16 protein-coding genes are annotated in these 15,818 nt (G+C 58.8%); 2 read left to right on the top strand and 14 right to left on the bottom strand.

Going from position 1 to position 15,818, the window contains the following annotated elements; all coding sequences use genetic code 11:
- The first annotated feature begins 570 nt into the window (after nucleotides 1–570).
- A complete protein-coding gene (locus tag J2X71_RS09695) occupies nucleotides 571–1,398 on the top strand; it encodes a MipA/OmpV family protein (RefSeq protein WP_405049704.1) in 828 nt (275 codons plus the stop codon).
- Between the two features lie 18 nt (nucleotides 1,399–1,416).
- On the opposite strand, the gene J2X71_RS09690 is transcribed toward J2X71_RS09695, so the two are convergent.
- From J2X71_RS09690 to J2X71_RS09625, 14 genes are all read right to left on the bottom strand, one after another.
- Nucleotides 1,417–1,773: an EamA family transporter gene (locus J2X71_RS09690; protein ID WP_310381662.1), complete on the bottom strand. Its 357-nt coding sequence runs from the start codon at nucleotides 1,771–1,773 to the stop codon at nucleotides 1,417–1,419.
- 5 nt (nucleotides 1,774–1,778) lie between these two features.
- On the bottom strand, nucleotides 1,779–2,954 hold the full coding sequence (locus J2X71_RS09685; RefSeq protein ID WP_310381661.1) for a GNAT family N-acetyltransferase: 1,176 nt from the start codon (nucleotides 2,952–2,954) through the stop codon (nucleotides 1,779–1,781).
- Nucleotides 2,935–3,750, bottom strand: a complete 816-nt coding sequence (locus J2X71_RS09680) for an alpha/beta fold hydrolase (protein ID WP_310381659.1) — start codon at nucleotides 3,748–3,750, stop codon at nucleotides 2,935–2,937. Before J2X71_RS09680 ends, J2X71_RS09685 begins: the two co-directional genes overlap by 20 nt.
- Nucleotides 3,740–4,615, bottom strand: a complete 876-nt coding sequence (locus tag J2X71_RS09675) for a fatty acid desaturase (RefSeq protein ID WP_310381657.1) — start codon at nucleotides 4,613–4,615, stop codon at nucleotides 3,740–3,742. The genes J2X71_RS09680 and J2X71_RS09675 overlap by 11 nt, the downstream gene beginning before the upstream one ends.
- Entirely contained in the window at nucleotides 4,612–4,962 is a 351-nt protein-coding gene (locus tag J2X71_RS09670) for a permease (protein ID WP_310381655.1), read from the bottom strand. Before J2X71_RS09670 ends, J2X71_RS09675 begins: the two co-directional genes overlap by 4 nt.
- Nucleotides 4,959–5,912 (bottom strand): arginase family protein, encoded by a 954-nt coding sequence (locus tag J2X71_RS09665; RefSeq protein ID WP_310381653.1) that lies wholly within the window; start codon nucleotides 5,910–5,912, stop codon nucleotides 4,959–4,961. The genes J2X71_RS09670 and J2X71_RS09665 overlap by 4 nt, the downstream gene beginning before the upstream one ends.
- Before the next feature lie 4 nt (nucleotides 5,913–5,916).
- On the bottom strand, nucleotides 5,917–7,329 hold the full coding sequence (locus tag J2X71_RS09660) for an aspartate aminotransferase family protein (RefSeq protein ID WP_113325177.1): 1,413 nt from the start codon (nucleotides 7,327–7,329) through the stop codon (nucleotides 5,917–5,919).
- Between the two features lie 12 nt (nucleotides 7,330–7,341).
- Nucleotides 7,342–8,028, bottom strand: coding sequence for an MtnX-like HAD-IB family phosphatase (locus J2X71_RS09655; RefSeq protein ID WP_310381649.1), 687 nt, complete (start codon nucleotides 8,026–8,028; stop codon nucleotides 7,342–7,344).
- An 87-nt stretch (nucleotides 8,029–8,115) separates the two neighbouring features.
- Complete coding sequence (locus J2X71_RS09650; protein ID WP_310381647.1) at nucleotides 8,116–9,486, bottom strand: ATP-binding protein; 1,371 nt, start codon at nucleotides 9,484–9,486, stop codon at nucleotides 8,116–8,118.
- Nucleotides 9,483–10,145 (bottom strand): response regulator transcription factor, encoded by a 663-nt coding sequence (locus tag J2X71_RS09645; RefSeq protein WP_310381646.1) that lies wholly within the window; start codon nucleotides 10,143–10,145, stop codon nucleotides 9,483–9,485. Before J2X71_RS09645 ends, J2X71_RS09650 begins: the two co-directional genes overlap by 4 nt.
- Nucleotides 10,146–10,472: 327 nt before the next feature.
- A complete protein-coding gene (locus tag J2X71_RS09640) occupies nucleotides 10,473–11,603 on the bottom strand; it encodes an FAD-binding oxidoreductase (RefSeq protein WP_310381644.1) in 1,131 nt (376 codons plus the stop codon).
- A 43-nt stretch (nucleotides 11,604–11,646) separates the two neighbouring features.
- Nucleotides 11,647–11,877, bottom strand: coding sequence for a hypothetical protein (locus tag J2X71_RS09635; protein WP_310381642.1), 231 nt, complete (start codon nucleotides 11,875–11,877; stop codon nucleotides 11,647–11,649).
- Between the two features lie 23 nt (nucleotides 11,878–11,900).
- A complete protein-coding gene (locus tag J2X71_RS09630) occupies nucleotides 11,901–13,409 on the bottom strand; it encodes an amino acid ABC transporter permease/ATP-binding protein (RefSeq protein WP_310381640.1) in 1,509 nt (502 codons plus the stop codon).
- 60 nt (nucleotides 13,410–13,469) lie between these two features.
- Nucleotides 13,470–14,303 carry an ABC transporter substrate-binding protein gene (locus J2X71_RS09625; protein ID WP_310381638.1) on the bottom strand — a complete coding sequence of 278 codons (834 nt, stop codon included), beginning with the start codon at nucleotides 14,301–14,303 and terminating at the stop codon, nucleotides 13,470–13,472.
- A 227-nt stretch (nucleotides 14,304–14,530) separates the two neighbouring features.
- On the opposite strand from J2X71_RS09625, the gene J2X71_RS09620 reads away from it, so the two are divergent.
- Nucleotides 14,531–15,607, top strand: coding sequence for a LacI family DNA-binding transcriptional regulator (locus J2X71_RS09620; RefSeq protein ID WP_310381637.1), 1,077 nt, complete (start codon nucleotides 14,531–14,533; stop codon nucleotides 15,605–15,607).
- Nucleotides 15,608–15,818 lie beyond the last annotated feature (211 nt).

Raw genomic sequence — 15,818 nt, 5'->3', positions numbered from 1 at the left:
GAAGGTTTCGATGATTGCTGGTCTCATGCAACGCCTCCCTATGTTCGATCTAAAGCGGTAAGCGTTTTGTAACGAACCAATTCGCCATTGCCAACCGGTTTTTACAACCTTATGGAAAGTGATGCGAAAATCACACAATTTGGCAACTTGCAGCTTTGCATTTAGTCATGTTGGCCCGGAGCCTTTGATCCTATGCGGGATTCGGCGACCCCTTGGGCTGAGGGAGATCGTGCCTCTTGAGCGGCTGCCGAGAGGTAAACAAGGAATATTTCTTCGCCGACCGATGAAATCCGAGACGCCAAGCTGTCCTATCCTGAGAGTGGCACTCGCTGCTGATCGCCAGGAAAGGAACTCGAAATTGCAATTCGGTCAGATTGGTTACGACTTCGCGATGGGCTGGGTCAACATCGTCTCGGCGGCGACCGACGGAACGATAGTCGCGCAGGGATCACGACCCCGACATGCCCTCGCGCAGATAACCTATTGACTAGCCTCGCCTTGCCGGCCATTTTTCGGCTGCATCGTGGCGCCTAGGGGCGATGCTTTATCCGGAGAGCAATCTCGTTGAGAATGAGAGCCAAGAGGCTTACGCTTTTTTCTGTCGCCTTGGGGGGGCTGTTGACCGCGTCGCTGGCGCGTGCCGCCGATAGCGCAGACACGCGCAACCATCCCGATTCCGGCACCTGGATCGTGACATTGGGTGCGAGTGTCGAGTACGGTCCGAAATTTCCGGGCTCGAAGCATGATGCCTTCAGCGCCTTGCCCTCTTTCGATATCAGGCGTTTCGACGAACCGGATGAGCACAGCGCGCCGGACGACAATATCGATTATGGCCTTATCGACTTCGGCGGCTTCGAAGCGGGTCCGGTAGTCGGCTTGCGCGACAGCCGTTCGCAGTCCGATGATGACCGCTTGAAAGGCATCCACTCGGTGGATTGGGACGTCGATGCCGGGATTTTTGCACAATATTGGGCGATTCCGAACCAGCTTCGATTCCGCTCCGAAATCCGCCAGGCCGTATCGAATGGCAGCGGTCTCGTCGTCGATATCGGCGCCGATTGGTTCCAGCCGCTCGGCGACAGATGGCTGCTCTCGGCAGGCCCTCGTGCTTCGTTCGGCAACGGCGCGTATATGCGGACCTATTTCGGCATTTCGTCGAGCGAAGCATTGCAGAACGGCGCCCTACCTGCCTTCGATGCAAAGGGCGGACTGAAGTCGATCGGCTTTACGGTTTCGGCCGCCTATAATGTGACCCCGACCTGGACGCTGCAGATTTATGATCGCTTCGATCGCCTGACCGGAGATGCGGCCAACAGCCCGATCACATCGAAGCTCGGCAGCGAGAACCAGAATGTGATCGGCATCTCGCTCACCAAGGCCTTCAACGTCAGCTTCTGAAATCCGTAATTCAACCGCTCAGCCGGCCGGTCTCGACGCCGTTGCGATCAACCAGACACCGACCAAGATCAGGAGGCTGCCCGCAAGCCGAAGCAACGGCAATGGCTCGCCAAAGGCGAGCCAGGCAACGCCCATGATGAGAACATAGCTGATGGCCGAGAGCGGGAAGGCTTTGCTGAGATCGAGCTCGGAGAGCACGCTCATCCAGATGGCAAAGCAGACGATCTCTGCGACAATCGCCGCCAGGAACCAGTGTGACGACAGAATATCGCCCAGCCAAGCTCCGCCCGCCCTGCCCGCATCGACCGCGCTCTGCTTCAGCAATATCTGTTGCGCCGTGTTCAGGAGCGGCACCATCAGCCAGATCGGCCGCATCGTTCTCATCCTTGCACCTCGCCACCATCGTCTGCGGCAAAAAGCGGCGAGATCGTCTTGAGGATGAATTGCAGCAGCGAATTGGAATGGCGGAAATACATCGCATTTGCCGTCAAGCAGCTTCCAAGCCGAACCTTGTTGCGATAGTAGGCCTGCCCGCTCTGATAGCGGCCCATGCCATGGCTCAGGCAATATTCGATATTGGCGCACCAACTGAGATAATAGAGATTGTAGGATCTGCCCTTCTGACCGTCCATACAGAAGAACTTGTCGACCAACCTGTCCTCGTCGTGGATCAGCAGATTGGCAGCAAGCAGTTCGTCGCCCACAAAATACATTGCGCAGAAAGATCGGCCAGGCATGCCTTTCAGCACCCCTTCGAAATAGGCCGGCGTCAGCTCTTCGAACTGTAATCCGCTCCGCTCGCGCGTCTCACGATAGAGCTGCATGACGCGCGGCAGGAGATCACCGAATTCCGTGCGGTATTCGACCCGAACCTCCTGCCGGCTCCGCAGTTTCCGACGCATATCCTTGCGGGTTGCCGTGGACAGAGTGGCAAAATAGGCGTCGATCGTACCGAACCCGATGTTCATCCATGCTGTCGGCAGTCCGCCGATCTCGGCGTAACCTCTCGTCGACAAGACCGGTTCGACGCCTGACGGAATGGGGTAGGACAGATCCTTCAGCGCCGTCAGCGAGCAACCTTCCATGCGCGCATGCGCCTCGAAAGCGTCGAGGAGTTCGGTAAAAAGCGCCGGCCGGCGAGACTGCGCGATATCAGGATGAAAGCCGATGGAAGCCGTCTCCGTGCAAGGTGAGCCAAGACAGGCGAGGCGCAGCGTCAGAAAGCCGCTGAAGATGCGGCGAATGCTTTCCACCACCCTGCGGAAACGCCCGGCCTCCAGCGTCGTCTCAAGGGCATAGCTGCAAAGGAATGCCGGCATGGCGGCAACAATCTCGTCGTCTTCGCGCACGACCGCATAGCGCCACTCAAAACCCTCGATACCGGCTTCCTCGACCGCGAGCAAATAGTCATAGGTCTCGACCTCACCGGGGAAGCAGGCGTTCCAGTCATCGCGGTCGAGTATTCGAATGCTCGGAACGATCATCGCCGCCACAGATGACGTATCGCTTGAGACCTGCGCTTCAGGTGACCGCACTTTAAGCGCTTGCTGCTGCATATTCTGCCTCGAAGAATTCCGCTGTCATGTCAGCCACACGCCTGTGCTGCCGATCGAGATGGATCATGTGATAGCTGTCGTCGAGCCAGCGCAGCTCCCGGCGCCCGCCAATATGCGCGGCGATATACTGGGCATGCGCGGGTCCGCTGAGATCGTCTTCGCGCGAATGGAGGATCAGGGTCGGTGTCCTGATGTCGGGAAGCCGCGCTTTCAGCGTCCGGCCAAGCTCATGCATCTCGATCAGGCCGCGGCCGGGAAAGGTTTCGAGCATGCCCTCGCCTGTCATGCCGGCCACCATTCGGCGCATGCGCTCGTCCTTGATGCCGAGGGAAGCCGTCTCGCGAAAATTCAGCCGGTCGATGAATGGGATAAACGAGATCCAGCGAATGTGCGGAGAAAACAGCGAATAATAGCGCGGCACGTCCCATCCATCGTAATGGAAACAGGGCGAATAGACGGCGACGGCACGGATCGACATGGGATGGCGATCGGCTGCCATCATCGCCAGCTTGCCGCCAACGCAAATTCCGGCGGCAAAGACCATATCGCTGCGTTCGCAAAGCCAACCAGCCGCCGTTTCGACGCTGCCGAGCCAGTCTTCCCAGCGCGAGCGACGGAGCGCCGCTTCGTTTTCGCCGTGGCCGGCCAGCAGCGGGGCGTAGACGCTGAAGCCGCGGCGATGGAATTGCCTCGCCACAAGCCGCATTTCCGCCGGCGCCCCCGTCAGCCCATGAACGAGGATGACGCCCTTGCCGTTCGTGCCCTCGAGAAAGAAGGAAAGACCGTCAGCCGACATGCGGGAATTCTCCCTGCTGGCGGTTCTCCTTCGCCATGAAACCCAGAGCATGGCAAGTGCTGATCACATGCGTGCCCGCCGCCTCCTGCTCCTGCTTGATCTGATCGTGGAAGGTCCTGAGCTTCGTCCAGTGCATCTTCGGGCGGTAGTGATGTTCGGCGTGATAGCCGTTGCCGAACCAGAGCCAGTTGTAGAAACCGTTATGGCTGCTGACGCCCCAGGCGATGGGGACATCGGGGTCGCCGTTCAGATGCTCGTAATAGCCGTTGAGGGAGGACAGGCAGTTGCCAAGATAGTAAAACGGCAGGAAAAAGAACGCCGCTCTCCAGTCGTAGATAAGAGCGAGGACGACGAAGGCAAAGAACGAGACGAGCTCGATGCGCGCCCATCTCGCATCGAACGGCCTTTTTTTCGCAATCGCTCGATGGATGTCGCCGACATCATCGCGGAAGAAGCTGAGAAAGGTATAGGAGAAGACATTTTCCGGCGCACCGTTCTTGCCATGCTTGTAGATCGACAGGAGGTCGACCGTCTCGCCGTTTTCGTTGGGACGGTCGCTATTGCCGGAATGGTGACGCATATGCACCCAGTGATAATAGACCTGCGAAAAGCCGATCGTTACGGATTCGAGCAGGCTGAATGCGTAGTTCATCCACTTCGGCTTGAAATACGGCGTGTGGATGAAGTTGTGCGAGATGCTGTTGATGTTCCACGATATCGACACGGCATAGACCGCACCGAGCACCGCCGACAGCCAGAGCGGCCGGCTTTGGAAGCCGGCGATCAGATAGATGTTGAATGCCAGATGCGCTGTCGCGGCAAGCACCGGCACGATATCCCATTTCGTGTGCGCGAAGATTTTCATAGTCCCGTCGCTCCAATACAGACCACGCCGGCCGTCACCAGGACGATGCCGAGAGCGTGGCGAAAATTGATGGTTTCCTTGAAGATGGCGGCGCCTGCAAAAGCGATCGCCGCATAGCTCAGCGCCATCAGCGGAAAGGCCACCGACAACGCCACCTGTTCCAGCACGCGCGTCCACATAACCAGTTCGGCCGCCCAGAAAACGATCCCGAGCCAGATGACCGGTTTCTGAAGGGTCTCAACCAGCACGCTTGCTGCGCCATGCTTGAAACACAGCTCGCGGCCGGTTTCGGCAAGAATGCAAAAAGCAATGATGGCGAACGTCGATCCTGTCAGTCCCGTCGTCATGCCATCAGCTCCGACAGGACTTCGAGCAGTGCATGGTTTGCCGCGCTGTTGATGTTGCGGACGGCCTTCATGTCGCGACGGCGGAAAGGCTGATCGATCAGCACCTCTGCTTTCTTCATCGCGCGCGTGTAAAGATCGCCGCCGTAGTGCGGCGTCGAATAATCGCCGGTCACGTCTGCTCCGATGACGCGATACCGTTCACCGATTTCGCTGAGCAGCCAAAGGACGTAGGGTAGCCGCATGCAGCCCTGATCCCAATTGGTCACGGCATCGGCGTCGGAGAGGGCGTCCTTGTCGATCGTTACATAGACCGCTTCGGTTTGGATGCGGCCAAGAAGCCGGTCGAGGAAATTGCTCTCGCCGAGTTCCGATATCGATTGCCAGTGCAGGGCGCCGTCGATCTGGCTGAAACTCGGGCCGGAGCCGTAGTGCAGTTTCACTTTGCTCGGCGGATGCTGATAGGGATAGAGTTCCAGGCGGCCATCGGATAGCGGCATGAGATTGGCCCCCTTGCGCTCCGGCGACTTGAGATCGCGGCTGCAGACCCCGAGGGTTATCACTTTTTTGACCAGTGGCTGTTCGAGCGCTTTGTTGACCCAGGAACCGCAATGCATGCCAGGGTCGAAATGGACCCAGTCGGGGTGATTGTCGATATGGATAACGGTGACGGCCTTGCGGCTATTTTCCAGAGCCTGCGACAGAAGAAGAGCCGTCACATGGTGGAAGTCGCCCGATCCCATGAAACAAAGGCGGGCTCCCTCACCGGCTGAGGGCCGTGCCTTCGCCAGGTTGCGCCAGACGGTATCAAGGTCCGGCCGGCGCCCCCACAGCCTGATGGCGCGGCCGCTATCCTTGGCCTCGACTTCGCGCGCCCCTGCCATCCGGCAGGAATGCACGAAGTCGGGCTGCAACTCCAACGCATCATCAAGATGGAGAAGGAGGAGCTGCAAGGTTCTACCTCCGCTCGGCGCGTGTCAGAAGCTGGTCGAGCAGCGAGATCGCAAGCTCGATCTCCTCGCGGCTGATCATCAGGTTCGGAGCAAGAGTGATGACGTTCTTGTGGTATCCGCCAACATCGAGCACCAATCCATATTTCCTGCCATCGACCACAAGATCACCCTTCATGCCTTCATCCGCCATCCAGTCGAGCGTCGCCTTGTCGGGGGTGAAGCCGTCAGGCCCGCAGATTTCCATGCGAAGGGCAAGGCCAAGGCCATCGACATCGCCGACGATCGCATGCCGCGACTGCAGGTCCTTCAGGCCTTCGAGGAAGTGCGCGCCCTTTTCCATCACATTCGCGCCGAAGTCGGTCTCAGACACCATCTTCAGTGTTTCGAGAGCGACGGCCGTGCCCATCGGGTTGCTGGCAAAGGTCGAATGCGTGGAGCCTGGCGGGAAGATCGTCGGGTTGATCATCTCTTCCTTGGCCCAGATGCCCGAGAGCGGATTGAGACCATTGGTGATCGCCTTGCCGAACACGAGTACATCTGGCGATACGCCGAAATGTTCGATCGACCAGAGCTTTCCGGTCCGATAGACGCCCATCTGGATCTCATCGACGACAAGCAGGATGCCGTGATCGTCGAGGACCTTCTTGAGCTCCTTGAAGAAATTCATCGGCGGAATGACATAGCCGCCGGTGCCCTGGATGGGTTCGATGTAAAACGCGGCATATTCCGATTTTCCGGCCTTCGGATCCCAGACGCCGTTGTACTCACTTTCAAACAGCCGCGCGAACTTCTGGACGCAATAATGCCCGTATTCCTCCTTCGACATGCCCTTCGGCCCGCGAAAGTGATAGGGGAATTCGATGAACTGGGCACGCTCGCCGAAATGGCCGTAACGCCGGCGATAGCGGTAGCTTGAGGTGATCGACGTCGCGCCGAGCGTTCGCCCATGGTATCCGCCCTCGAAGGCGAACATCAGGCTCTTGCCGCCGGTATAGTTGCGAACGAGCTTCAAGGAATCCTCGACGGCCTGCGAGCCGCCGACATTGAAGTGAACGCGACCTTTCGAACCGAATTTATGTTCGGCATCCCGAGCGATCAGCGCTGCGAGTTCGACCTTTTCGCGATGGAGATATTGCGAGGCGACCTGCGGCAATCGATCCAGCTGCCGATGCGCGACATTGTTCAAACGCTCGTTGCGATAGCCGAAATTGACGGCCGAATACCACATCTGGAGATCGAGAAATGGTGTCTCGGCTGCGTCAAAGACGAATGAACCATCGCAGCTTTCGAAGAATTTCGGCTTCTGCGAATAGTGAACCGTATCGCCGTGGGAGCAATAGGTCTCTTCGAGCCGTCGCAGCTCGTCTTCGGAAGCGATGGGGTGCATGCTTGCAGCAAGTTTCAGGTTGGAACGCATGAAGTCCTCTTCTCACGCAGTTTTTGCCACGGGCAGCGCAACAGGCTGCCGTGACGGGCTAAAAAGGATGGCTGCGACACTCGCCTGGATTTCGGCGAAACCGCTATAGGGGATGAAAGGAAGGCAGTTCGCGCGGCAATAATCCGCAAGCTTGGCCTTGGCGAAGACAAGCTGCGCCTCGTGGGAGACGCAGAAGTCGCTGCGGCCGTCGCCGATATAGATATGGTTGCCGGACGGCCTCACCTGGGCGCATTTGCACACGCCGGCACCAGAAGCGCAGGCTGCGCTCTTGAACGGAAAGCCGAGATCGAAATCGGGCATAGTGCAAGCGTGCGGGCGAGAAATCAGCTTGTTTGCGATGATCTGAATGTCTTCAAGACCATGTCTGGCAAGGACCCGCCTGATAAAATGATCGACACCGTCGCTGACGATGGTGAGGCCGAACCCGTTCTTTTCACAGAATGCCTTGAAAGCTCCGAAGGCACTGTCGATTTCGATCATGTCCAGGAATGCGTCGATGTCTTCGTGTTTTGCCTGAAGCAGCTGGATCTGGCGGCGCATGCACTGGGCGGCTGTGATCCTGCCGTTGGTCCACTGATCTTCGATCTCGCGCCACTCTGGACGCGCGAAGCGGTCCAGAACCAGATCGGTCACGTCTTCTTTCGATATGGTTCCGTCGAAATCGCAAAACACCTGCATCGCATGCTCCTTCAATGTGACGAAGCATTTAGCGTCGCTACCTGAAGGCGAGATGAGGCGAATGTGAAGCGAAACTGAATTGACCGCTTACGCGGCAGGAATATCGAGATCCACCTTCAGGCCGGATCCCCAGGCAGGCGTGCCGAGGCTGATCCCAATGTCGAGACGGTTGCCGATATCGGCGACGATCGGCAATCCCAATCCCGCGCCCTCCTCGCCGGCTCGCGCGTCAAGGCGGTTGAACCGCTGAAATGCGGCTTCTCGCTGTTCGGGTGGGATACCGGGGCCGCTGTCTTCAATGGAGAGGCGAAAGCCGCGCGAGCTAGGTTCGATGCGTACCTCGATGCGACCGCCGGCAGGCGAATATTTGATAGAATTGTCGAGGAGATTATCGATCATGACGCGCAGCAGGGCACGGTCGGTCAAGACTTGTGGGTCTTGCGTTCCGACCAGCCCGGCATTGAAACCGCGGCGATTGAGCATGACCCCAAAATCCGCCAGGGCTGCCGCCGCAATCTGGCGCAGTGGCAACGCCTCCAGCTGCAGCGGCTGATGGCTGACCCGTGCAAGCCGCAGCAGCTGTTCTATGAGATGCATGGCGCGCTCATTGCTGACAACAAGGTCCTTCAGCAGGGCGGCGCGCTCCTCGTCGGAATCGGCACGATCGAACATTTGCAGAAGCAATTTGATGCCGGCCTGCGGTGTGCGCAGTTGATGGGCGGCAAGATCGGAAAAGCGCCGCTCCATTGCCAGCGAGTGGCCTAGCTTTCGCAAAAGGTTGTTGAGCGAGTGGACAAGCGGCGTCAGATCCCGCGGCAGTCTTCCCGTCGCAATCATCGACAGATCATCCGGCGTGCGGGTCCGGATCTGCGAGACCAGTCCCCGGACATTGGCAAGCCCGTTATTGATGGCGAGCCAGATGATGATGGCACTGACAGGCACAAGGACGAGCAGCGGAAAGGCGAGATTGAGAAGGATGTTATCGACGAGGCCTTCCCGAAGGATGATCTTTTCGGCGACCTCGATGGTCACGTCGCTATTCGGGATCGGCAGAGAGTAGATCCGCCAGAGCTCGTTCTGATAGGTCACATCGGAGAAACCGGCCGAGAAGCGCTTGACCTCGGCTGGAAAGGCGTTGCTGCTGGCAAAGGCCAGTGCCGGCCCCTTCCAGGCGCGAAACGAATGGGCGTCGGCATAGTCGTCCGCATCCTCGTTGAGCGCAAGCTGGTTGTCCATATTGAAATCAAGATCCGGAACCTGCACCGTCGGCCTCGCAGTCATTCGTGTGAGGGGGTGCTTCATCAACGACCAGAGCACGTTGGCATCGTTGATCAACTGCGCATCGTAGATGTTGTCGATCTCGCGCGTTGCGCTGTGATAGGCGAAGATGCCGACGATGGCGATCGTGATGATGAGTGTCGGGAGAATGCGGAGAAAAAGACGTTGGCTGAGTGTCACTGCTGCCGCTCGACCATGTAGCCGACGCCGCGGATCGATCGGATGAAATCGGTACCGAGCTTCTTGCGCAGATTATAGACCGTCACTTCGATCGTATTGCTCTCGACCGAAACATCCGTGTCGTAGAGTGCATATTCGATATCGTTCTTCGTGACGTACCGTCCGCTCCGCTCCATCAGGAGGCGCAACAGATGGAACTCCTTGGCGGGGATGTGAAGCTGTACGCCATTTCGACGCGCCACCATGGCCGAAGGGTCGAGCTCGACGTCGGCGCATCGAATAATGGTTTCGGTGCGGCCCTGCCGTCGCCGGATCAGTGCACGCAGCCGGGCGAGCAGTTCGTCAAGGTCAAAGGGCTTGACGAGGTAATCGTCCGCACCCTCGTCCAGGCCGTTGACGCGATCGCGCACGCTGTCAAGCGCCGTCAGCATCAGGATCGGGACGTCGTTGCCTCCCCTCCTCAGCGAACGGACCACCTCGAAGCCGCTTGCTTTGGGAAGATTGACATCGAGGATCACACATCCAAATTGACTGTCGCGCAGCGCATCAAGCGCCGTCTCGGCATCGCGGAACCAATCCACGCCATAGGCGTGCTTCTCGAATGCGCGTTTCAGCGAGGAGCCGAGAATGTAATCATCTTCGACCAGGAGTATGCGCACGTCCGCGTCCTTGCGATTTCAACTCTCAACCTGCTTCTTCGGTCTCGATTGAGGCCGAAATCCGGCGAAGGTTTCCGCGGGCTGTCCGAAGCCCTTCCACGCTACCATCTCGGCATATTGGCTCGAAGCAGCGAGGACGCCACCTCGTTGTTCAATGCCTTGACGCTGCCACGCCACGAGGGAACGCAAACTGTCCCAGCCAGCAGATTGCGGCTCGGCATTGTGTCAAATCAATGGAATTACCTCGCCATTCACCTTGGCGCGACAATTGCGCTAAGGGTCCCGCTGTATTTCGCGGCGAGACCACATGCAAAAACCACGCGCCAACTAATGCGCAGCAAACCGTTCAGGTCGGAACGAAGCAAGCATAGGATGCTCCCTCCCCGTGGCGATTTCGAAAGCTTGCAGCTCGCCCACGATGAGGCCGAGCGTTGCGCCACTATGGCTGAAGGCAACATGGTAGCCTGCAATGGCTTTGAATGCACCGAGGACCGGTTCTCCATCGCCGGGGATTGGCTTGCCGCCGACGCCGATGGAAGCAACCTCGAGTTTTGGATTACCCTCCAATACCTTCGACGCTTCTTCAAGCAAAGCCACAACGACTGAGTGGTCGATCTCATAGCTGCCATCCGGATTGATCTTCACGCCTTGATCTGCCGCCCAGTCGGCATCAAGCGAAAGGGTTCCGTCTGGTGCCGGACGCACCGCGACACGCGGCGTGTTCAAGACGGCCTTGAGGGGATGGTCAAGCCGTTTGGTCTGCACCAGAAGTGCAATCGGTGTCCCATCGCCGATCGTCTGCCCGGAGTCGGCGGCCATTTCCGGTACGGCAGGGCCAGTGGCAAGAAGGACGGCATCCGCCTTGAAACGGGTACCGGATGTCGTGTCGACCCCGATGGCCCGCCCGCCCTCGACCACGACCCTGGCTTTGCCCTGATCCGTAATGAGCACGCCGCCCAGCGTAAGAAACTCCTCAAGCAAATGGTCGATCAATCTCGGCAAATCGACCCAACCCTCCCCTGGATTGAAGATGGCGCCCGGCGACGTGACGGCCCTTGCATCAACGCCAGGGGTCACACTCGCGATTTGGTCGGCCGAAAGATGCTGAGCGTCATAGCCGATCGAGGTCTCGTAGTCGAAGGCGCAAACGATCTCATTCCCCTCGCCCTCGGCGTCCCAGGTCAGTCCGCCCTCGAAGCGGAGCCAGTCCGCATCAGGGTTACGTGCAGCCAGCGTGCGATAACGGTCGATCCCTGCCATGCGCAGCAAATGATAGGGTCTGGAGCGCATGCGCGCAGAATTGAGCCAGGAGAGCGAACGGCCCGAAGCGCCGTTGGCCGGCGGACCGTCATTGACGATGGTCACCCGGATGCCGCGCCGGGCCAGCTGCAGACCGGTGGAAACGCCGAAGATACCGGCTCCGATGATGACCGTTGAACTGATGACGTTGTCGTTCATTTTCGTGTCTTTCAATGGTTGTGCGTGATGATCGTGAGAAAGATCAGAAGGTTTCCCAGCCGCCGGTCGTCGCTGAGCGAATGAGAACGTCAACCGCCTTCATGTTGGCGATGGCATCATCCAGCCCTGACAAGAGCGGTCCCCCGTTGAAACGGTTGAGGCAAAGGCGATGGCCGCCGCCCTGCCCAGACGGCTCGACTGGATCGCCGCAAGAGCCGCTTTGATCGCAATCCTTGCGCAGCCAAGCACGCCCCATCGTACCGTTCCGTGTCATTGTCATCTCCATGCGGCGGGTGGTCAGAGCACTTCCGCAAGGAAGCGCTGGAGGCGCGGGCTTTCGGGATTGTCGAAGATCGCCTCGGGCGTTCCCGCCTCGACCACGCGGCCCTCGTCCATGAACACGACCTGATCGGCGGCCCGACGGGCAAAGCCCATCTCATGGGTGACGACGACCATGGTCATTCCCTGCTTTCCAAGATCGGCCATAAGATTGAGCACACCCTTGACCAGTTCGGGATCGAGCGCGCTTGTCACCTCGTCGAACAGGATGACCTCAGGCTCCATCGCCAGCGCGCGGGCGATCGCAACACGCTGCTGTTGACCGCCCGAAAGACCACCGGGACGGTGATGCTGGCGGCTTGCAAGGCCGACATCGGCAAGCCGCGCCTTGGCGATGCGTTCGGCTTCAGCCTTTGGCAGGCCCTTGATCTTCGTCAGCGACAGCATGACGTTTTCGAGCGCCGTATGATCGGGGAAGAGGTTGAAGTGCTGGAAGACCATGCCGACACGCCGGCGCAGCCGCTCCGGCTTCATGGCGAGAATGCTTTGTCCGTCGACAAGGATATCCCCGCTCTTCGGCTCGACCAATCGGTTGAGGCAGCGCAAGAGAGTGGATTTGCCCGAGCCGGACGGACCAATGATACAGGTGACGCTACCAGCTTTCACCGTAAGATCGACGCCCTTCAGCACATCGAGTTCGCCATAGGCCATGCCGAGCCGGCACACATCGAGGCTGCCCCCCTTGAATTTAGGCTGAGATATGCTGCCGGTGCCGTCGAGTTCGCTGACCTCCTCCAGGCCACTGGTAATGATCGCAGGGCGTTGCTTTCCAAGTCTCAAGCGATTGTCGATCGCGTTGACGACATGGGTCAGCGGCACGGTGACGATGAGATAGAAGATGCCTGCAAGCAGCAGCGGCGAAAGATTACCAGTTACGACCGCCTGGTCCTGCCCCACGCGAAAAATCTCGCGCTCCGATGCAAGCAGGCCGAGGAAGTAGACAAGGCTCGAATCCTTCACATTGCCGATGAACTGGTTGACAAGCGCCGGCAACACGCGGCGCACGCCTTGGGGCACGACGATCAGCCGCATGCCCTGGCCGTAACTCATACTCAGCGCCCGACACGCCTCCATCTGGCCGCGATCGACGCTCTGAATGCCTGAGCGGAAGATTTCGCCGATATAGGCACCGGCAATCAGACTGAGCGCCAGGATGCCAAGGGGATAGGGCGACGGGCCGAAGAGCTCGCGTCCGATGCGCGCAAAGCCCTGGCCAATCAGAAGAATGGTGACGATGGCCGGCAGACCGCGGAAGACATCGGTATAGACGCGGGCGGGAACGCGCAGCCAAGGTGAGCGAGAGATGCCCATGATGGCAAGCACCATGCCAATGACGACGCCAAGCACGGTCGAAGCCGCGGCCAGGATCAATGTATTCTTCAGGCCGACAGTGATCATGGTCGGCAGGACTTCGGCCATCGCATTCCAGTCAAGGAAGCTGCGACGCAGATTTTCAAGCCAGTTCATCAAATGGTCCCTTGCAAGAAAGGCCGGCCCGACCGACAGAGGTCGGACCGGAAGGTGGCATCACTGCTTGGGAAGATAGGCCTCTGGCATGGGGGTGCCGGGGAACCATTTTTCGTGGAGCTTTTTCCATGTTCCGTCCTGCATGGCGGCATGAAGACCCTTGTTCAGAGCTTCGCGCAGTGCGTCGTTGCCCTTGCGGACGACGAAGCCGGCCGGCGCATCAAAACTCGGGATGTTGATCGCCACCTTCAGCACTGGGTAACGCGCCGAATAGTCCTTGGCGGCCTCGTAGTCGAGGAAATGCGCATCGACCGTTCCGTTGTTGAGGGCCGACACAGCAGAGTTGTTGTCCGGAAATTTCACGAGGTCGGCACTCGTGAAGTTCTTCTGTGCATAGATTTCCTGCAGCGTTCCCTGCACGACGCCGAGCCGCTTGCCCTTGAGGCCCGCAACGTCGGTAATGCCCGCATCCGACGTCAACACGGTGAGGTAACCCGCAAGGTAACCATCGGAGAAATCGACTGTCTCCTTGCGCTTTGCGGTGGTACCGATCGCTGCGGCCGCAACGTCGAAGCGGCTGTTGGCGACCGATGGCATAAGGGCCGAGAATTCCTGACCGGTGAAGACCACCTGCTCTTTTTTGAAGCCCATGCGCTCGGCGACATTGAGAAAAAGTTCGATGTCAAAGCCGGTGAAATTGCCGTCAGCGGTCGTGAAAGCGTAGGGCTTTGCGTCACCCATCGTGCCGACGCTGATGACGCCCGGATCGATCAGGCCATAGGGATTATCTTCGGCAGAGACCGGCGCGGCACCTGCTGAAAGGCCAAGGGCGATGGCAAAAAGGGCGACGCGAACTCTGGCGAAGGGGGACGTGACAATCTCGGGAAATTTCATCGTTTCATTCTCCTCTGGTGGTATCGTTTGCGGTTTTCCACGACGCAGGGGTCCCATCCGGGCGACGGCAGAAACCGCACGTCCGGCCCATGCGAGCGCATGTCGGATTTCGATGGATTTTTATATGAGACCGGTCTCTTTTTGAGTTGAGACCGGTCTCATTGGCTTTTATCAATTGTTATCTTCGCATTTGCTAGTCGTCAATATCTCTTGTAAGGCTAGTTTTCATGAATCCGAACTCACCTCAAACCGCCTCCGTTACGGTGGCCGATGTCGCGCGCAAGGCGGGCGTATCAAAGGCAACCGCTGCGCGCGTGCTGGGCGGCTATGGGACCGTCAGCGATCGGGTGCGCGATGCTGTCACCGCCGCCGCCCGCGCGCTCGACTATCGGCCCAACGAACTTGCACGCAGCATGACGACGGGACGTTCCGGCACGATCGGCGTGGTCGTGGGCGATATTGAAAACCCCTTCTTCAGCCTCGCGATGCGCGGCATCACGGACGTCGCCCGGCAAGCCGGCTTTACCGTCATCCTTATCAATTCGGGTGAAGACGTCTCGGCAGAAAAAGCCGCAATCCGGACGTTGATTGCCAAGCGGGTAGACGGCCTGATCGTCTCTCCGGCCAAGGAGACCGACGTCGAGCATCTTCGGGAGGTTGTCGGTTCAGGACGACCACTGGCGTTGCTGGACCGCGGCATCAATGCTTTCGAGGTCGATACGGTCATTGCCGACGACCGGCAGGCAGCCGAAGGTGTCACACGCCAGCTTATCGCATTGGGGCACCGCCATATCGCCTATCTCACGGCCTGCGACACACCCGATCACCTTTTCCGAACGCCGAGCGACATCAATACCGGTTCCGTTCGCAGGCGAATTGAGGGCTTTCTTAGCACCTGTCGCGAGGCCGGTCTTGGCCCGGTCGAACGTTGGATTCACATGGGCGCCGTGATCCCCGAGCAAACGCGTCAAATCGCCGAGCGGCTGCTCGAGGGAAAGGATCGTCCAACGGCAATCATCGCCTCCGACAGCGTGATCGGGCTGGAAGTGTTCAAGACGAGCCGCACGATCGGATTGGCAATTCCAGATGATCTGTCACTCATCTCATTTCATGATGCTGACTGGACCGCGGTCACCTCTCCTCCCGTAACGGTCGTGCGCCAACCGGTCTATCAGCTTGGTGAAATGGCTGCGCGTCTTCTCGTCGAGCGCTTGAACGGGTTTGCAGGGCTAGGACGCGAAGTCGTCCTTCAAACAGAGTTCGTTGAACGTGCGTCTATCTCCAGCGCTCCGATCCTACGGTGATAGCCCTTCACGCGGCCCGGACGGCAACTGTCCTTGCGCCCATCATGACGGCACATCTACTGATCCTCTAGCAAATCAGCAAAACGCGCTCGAAACCATCAGCAAATGCGCGTCAGGGCCCCTTTTTTTGCCGGCCCAGAAGACCAATCCCGCCGAATCGCATCTGGTCACAATCGTACTATTTTGCAATCGACGAGAGCTCTAAGCACCG

Source organism: Rhizobium sp. 1399 (genome assembly GCF_031455475.1).
Lineage (GTDB): Bacteria > Pseudomonadota > Alphaproteobacteria > Rhizobiales > Rhizobiaceae > Rhizobium.
Note: the sequence above shows the minus strand (reverse complement) of the source record. Positions and strands in the feature narration are given on the sequence as shown.

Excerpts from the sequence above, each read along its gene's own strand:
- J2X71_RS09640 (WP_310381644.1), bottom strand. The coding sequence starts at position 11,603 with ATGAACGACAACGTCATCAGTTCAACGGTCATCATCGGAGCCGGTATC.
- J2X71_RS09680 (WP_310381659.1), bottom strand. The coding sequence starts at position 3,750 with ATGTCGGCTGACGGTCTTTCCTTCTTTCTCGAGGGCACGAACGGCAAG.
- J2X71_RS09620 (WP_310381637.1), top strand. The coding sequence starts at position 14,531 with ATGAATCCGAACTCACCTCAAACCGCCTCCGTTACGGTGGCCGATGTC.
- J2X71_RS09630 (WP_310381640.1), bottom strand. The coding sequence starts at position 13,409 with ATGAACTGGCTTGAAAATCTGCGTCGCAGCTTCCTTGACTGGAATGCG.
- J2X71_RS09655 (WP_310381649.1), bottom strand. The coding sequence starts at position 8,028 with ATGCAGGTGTTTTGCGATTTCGACGGAACCATATCGAAAGAAGACGTG.
- J2X71_RS09690 (WP_310381662.1), bottom strand. The coding sequence starts at position 1,773 with ATGCGGCCGATCTGGCTGATGGTGCCGCTCCTGAACACGGCGCAACAG.
- J2X71_RS09625 (WP_310381638.1), bottom strand. The coding sequence starts at position 14,303 with ATGAAATTTCCCGAGATTGTCACGTCCCCCTTCGCCAGAGTTCGCGTC.
- J2X71_RS09660 (WP_113325177.1), bottom strand. The coding sequence starts at position 7,329 with ATGCGTTCCAACCTGAAACTTGCTGCAAGCATGCACCCCATCGCTTCC.
- J2X71_RS09685 (WP_310381661.1), bottom strand. The coding sequence starts at position 2,954 with ATGCAGCAGCAAGCGCTTAAAGTGCGGTCACCTGAAGCGCAGGTCTCA.
- J2X71_RS09670 (WP_310381655.1), bottom strand. The coding sequence starts at position 4,962 with ATGACGACGGGACTGACAGGATCGACGTTCGCCATCATTGCTTTTTGC.
- J2X71_RS09675 (WP_310381657.1), bottom strand. The coding sequence starts at position 4,615 with ATGAAAATCTTCGCGCACACGAAATGGGATATCGTGCCGGTGCTTGCC.
- J2X71_RS09635 (WP_310381642.1), bottom strand. The coding sequence starts at position 11,877 with ATGACACGGAACGGTACGATGGGGCGTGCTTGGCTGCGCAAGGATTGC.
- J2X71_RS09695 (WP_405049704.1), top strand. The coding sequence starts at position 571 with ATGAGAGCCAAGAGGCTTACGCTTTTTTCTGTCGCCTTGGGGGGGCTG.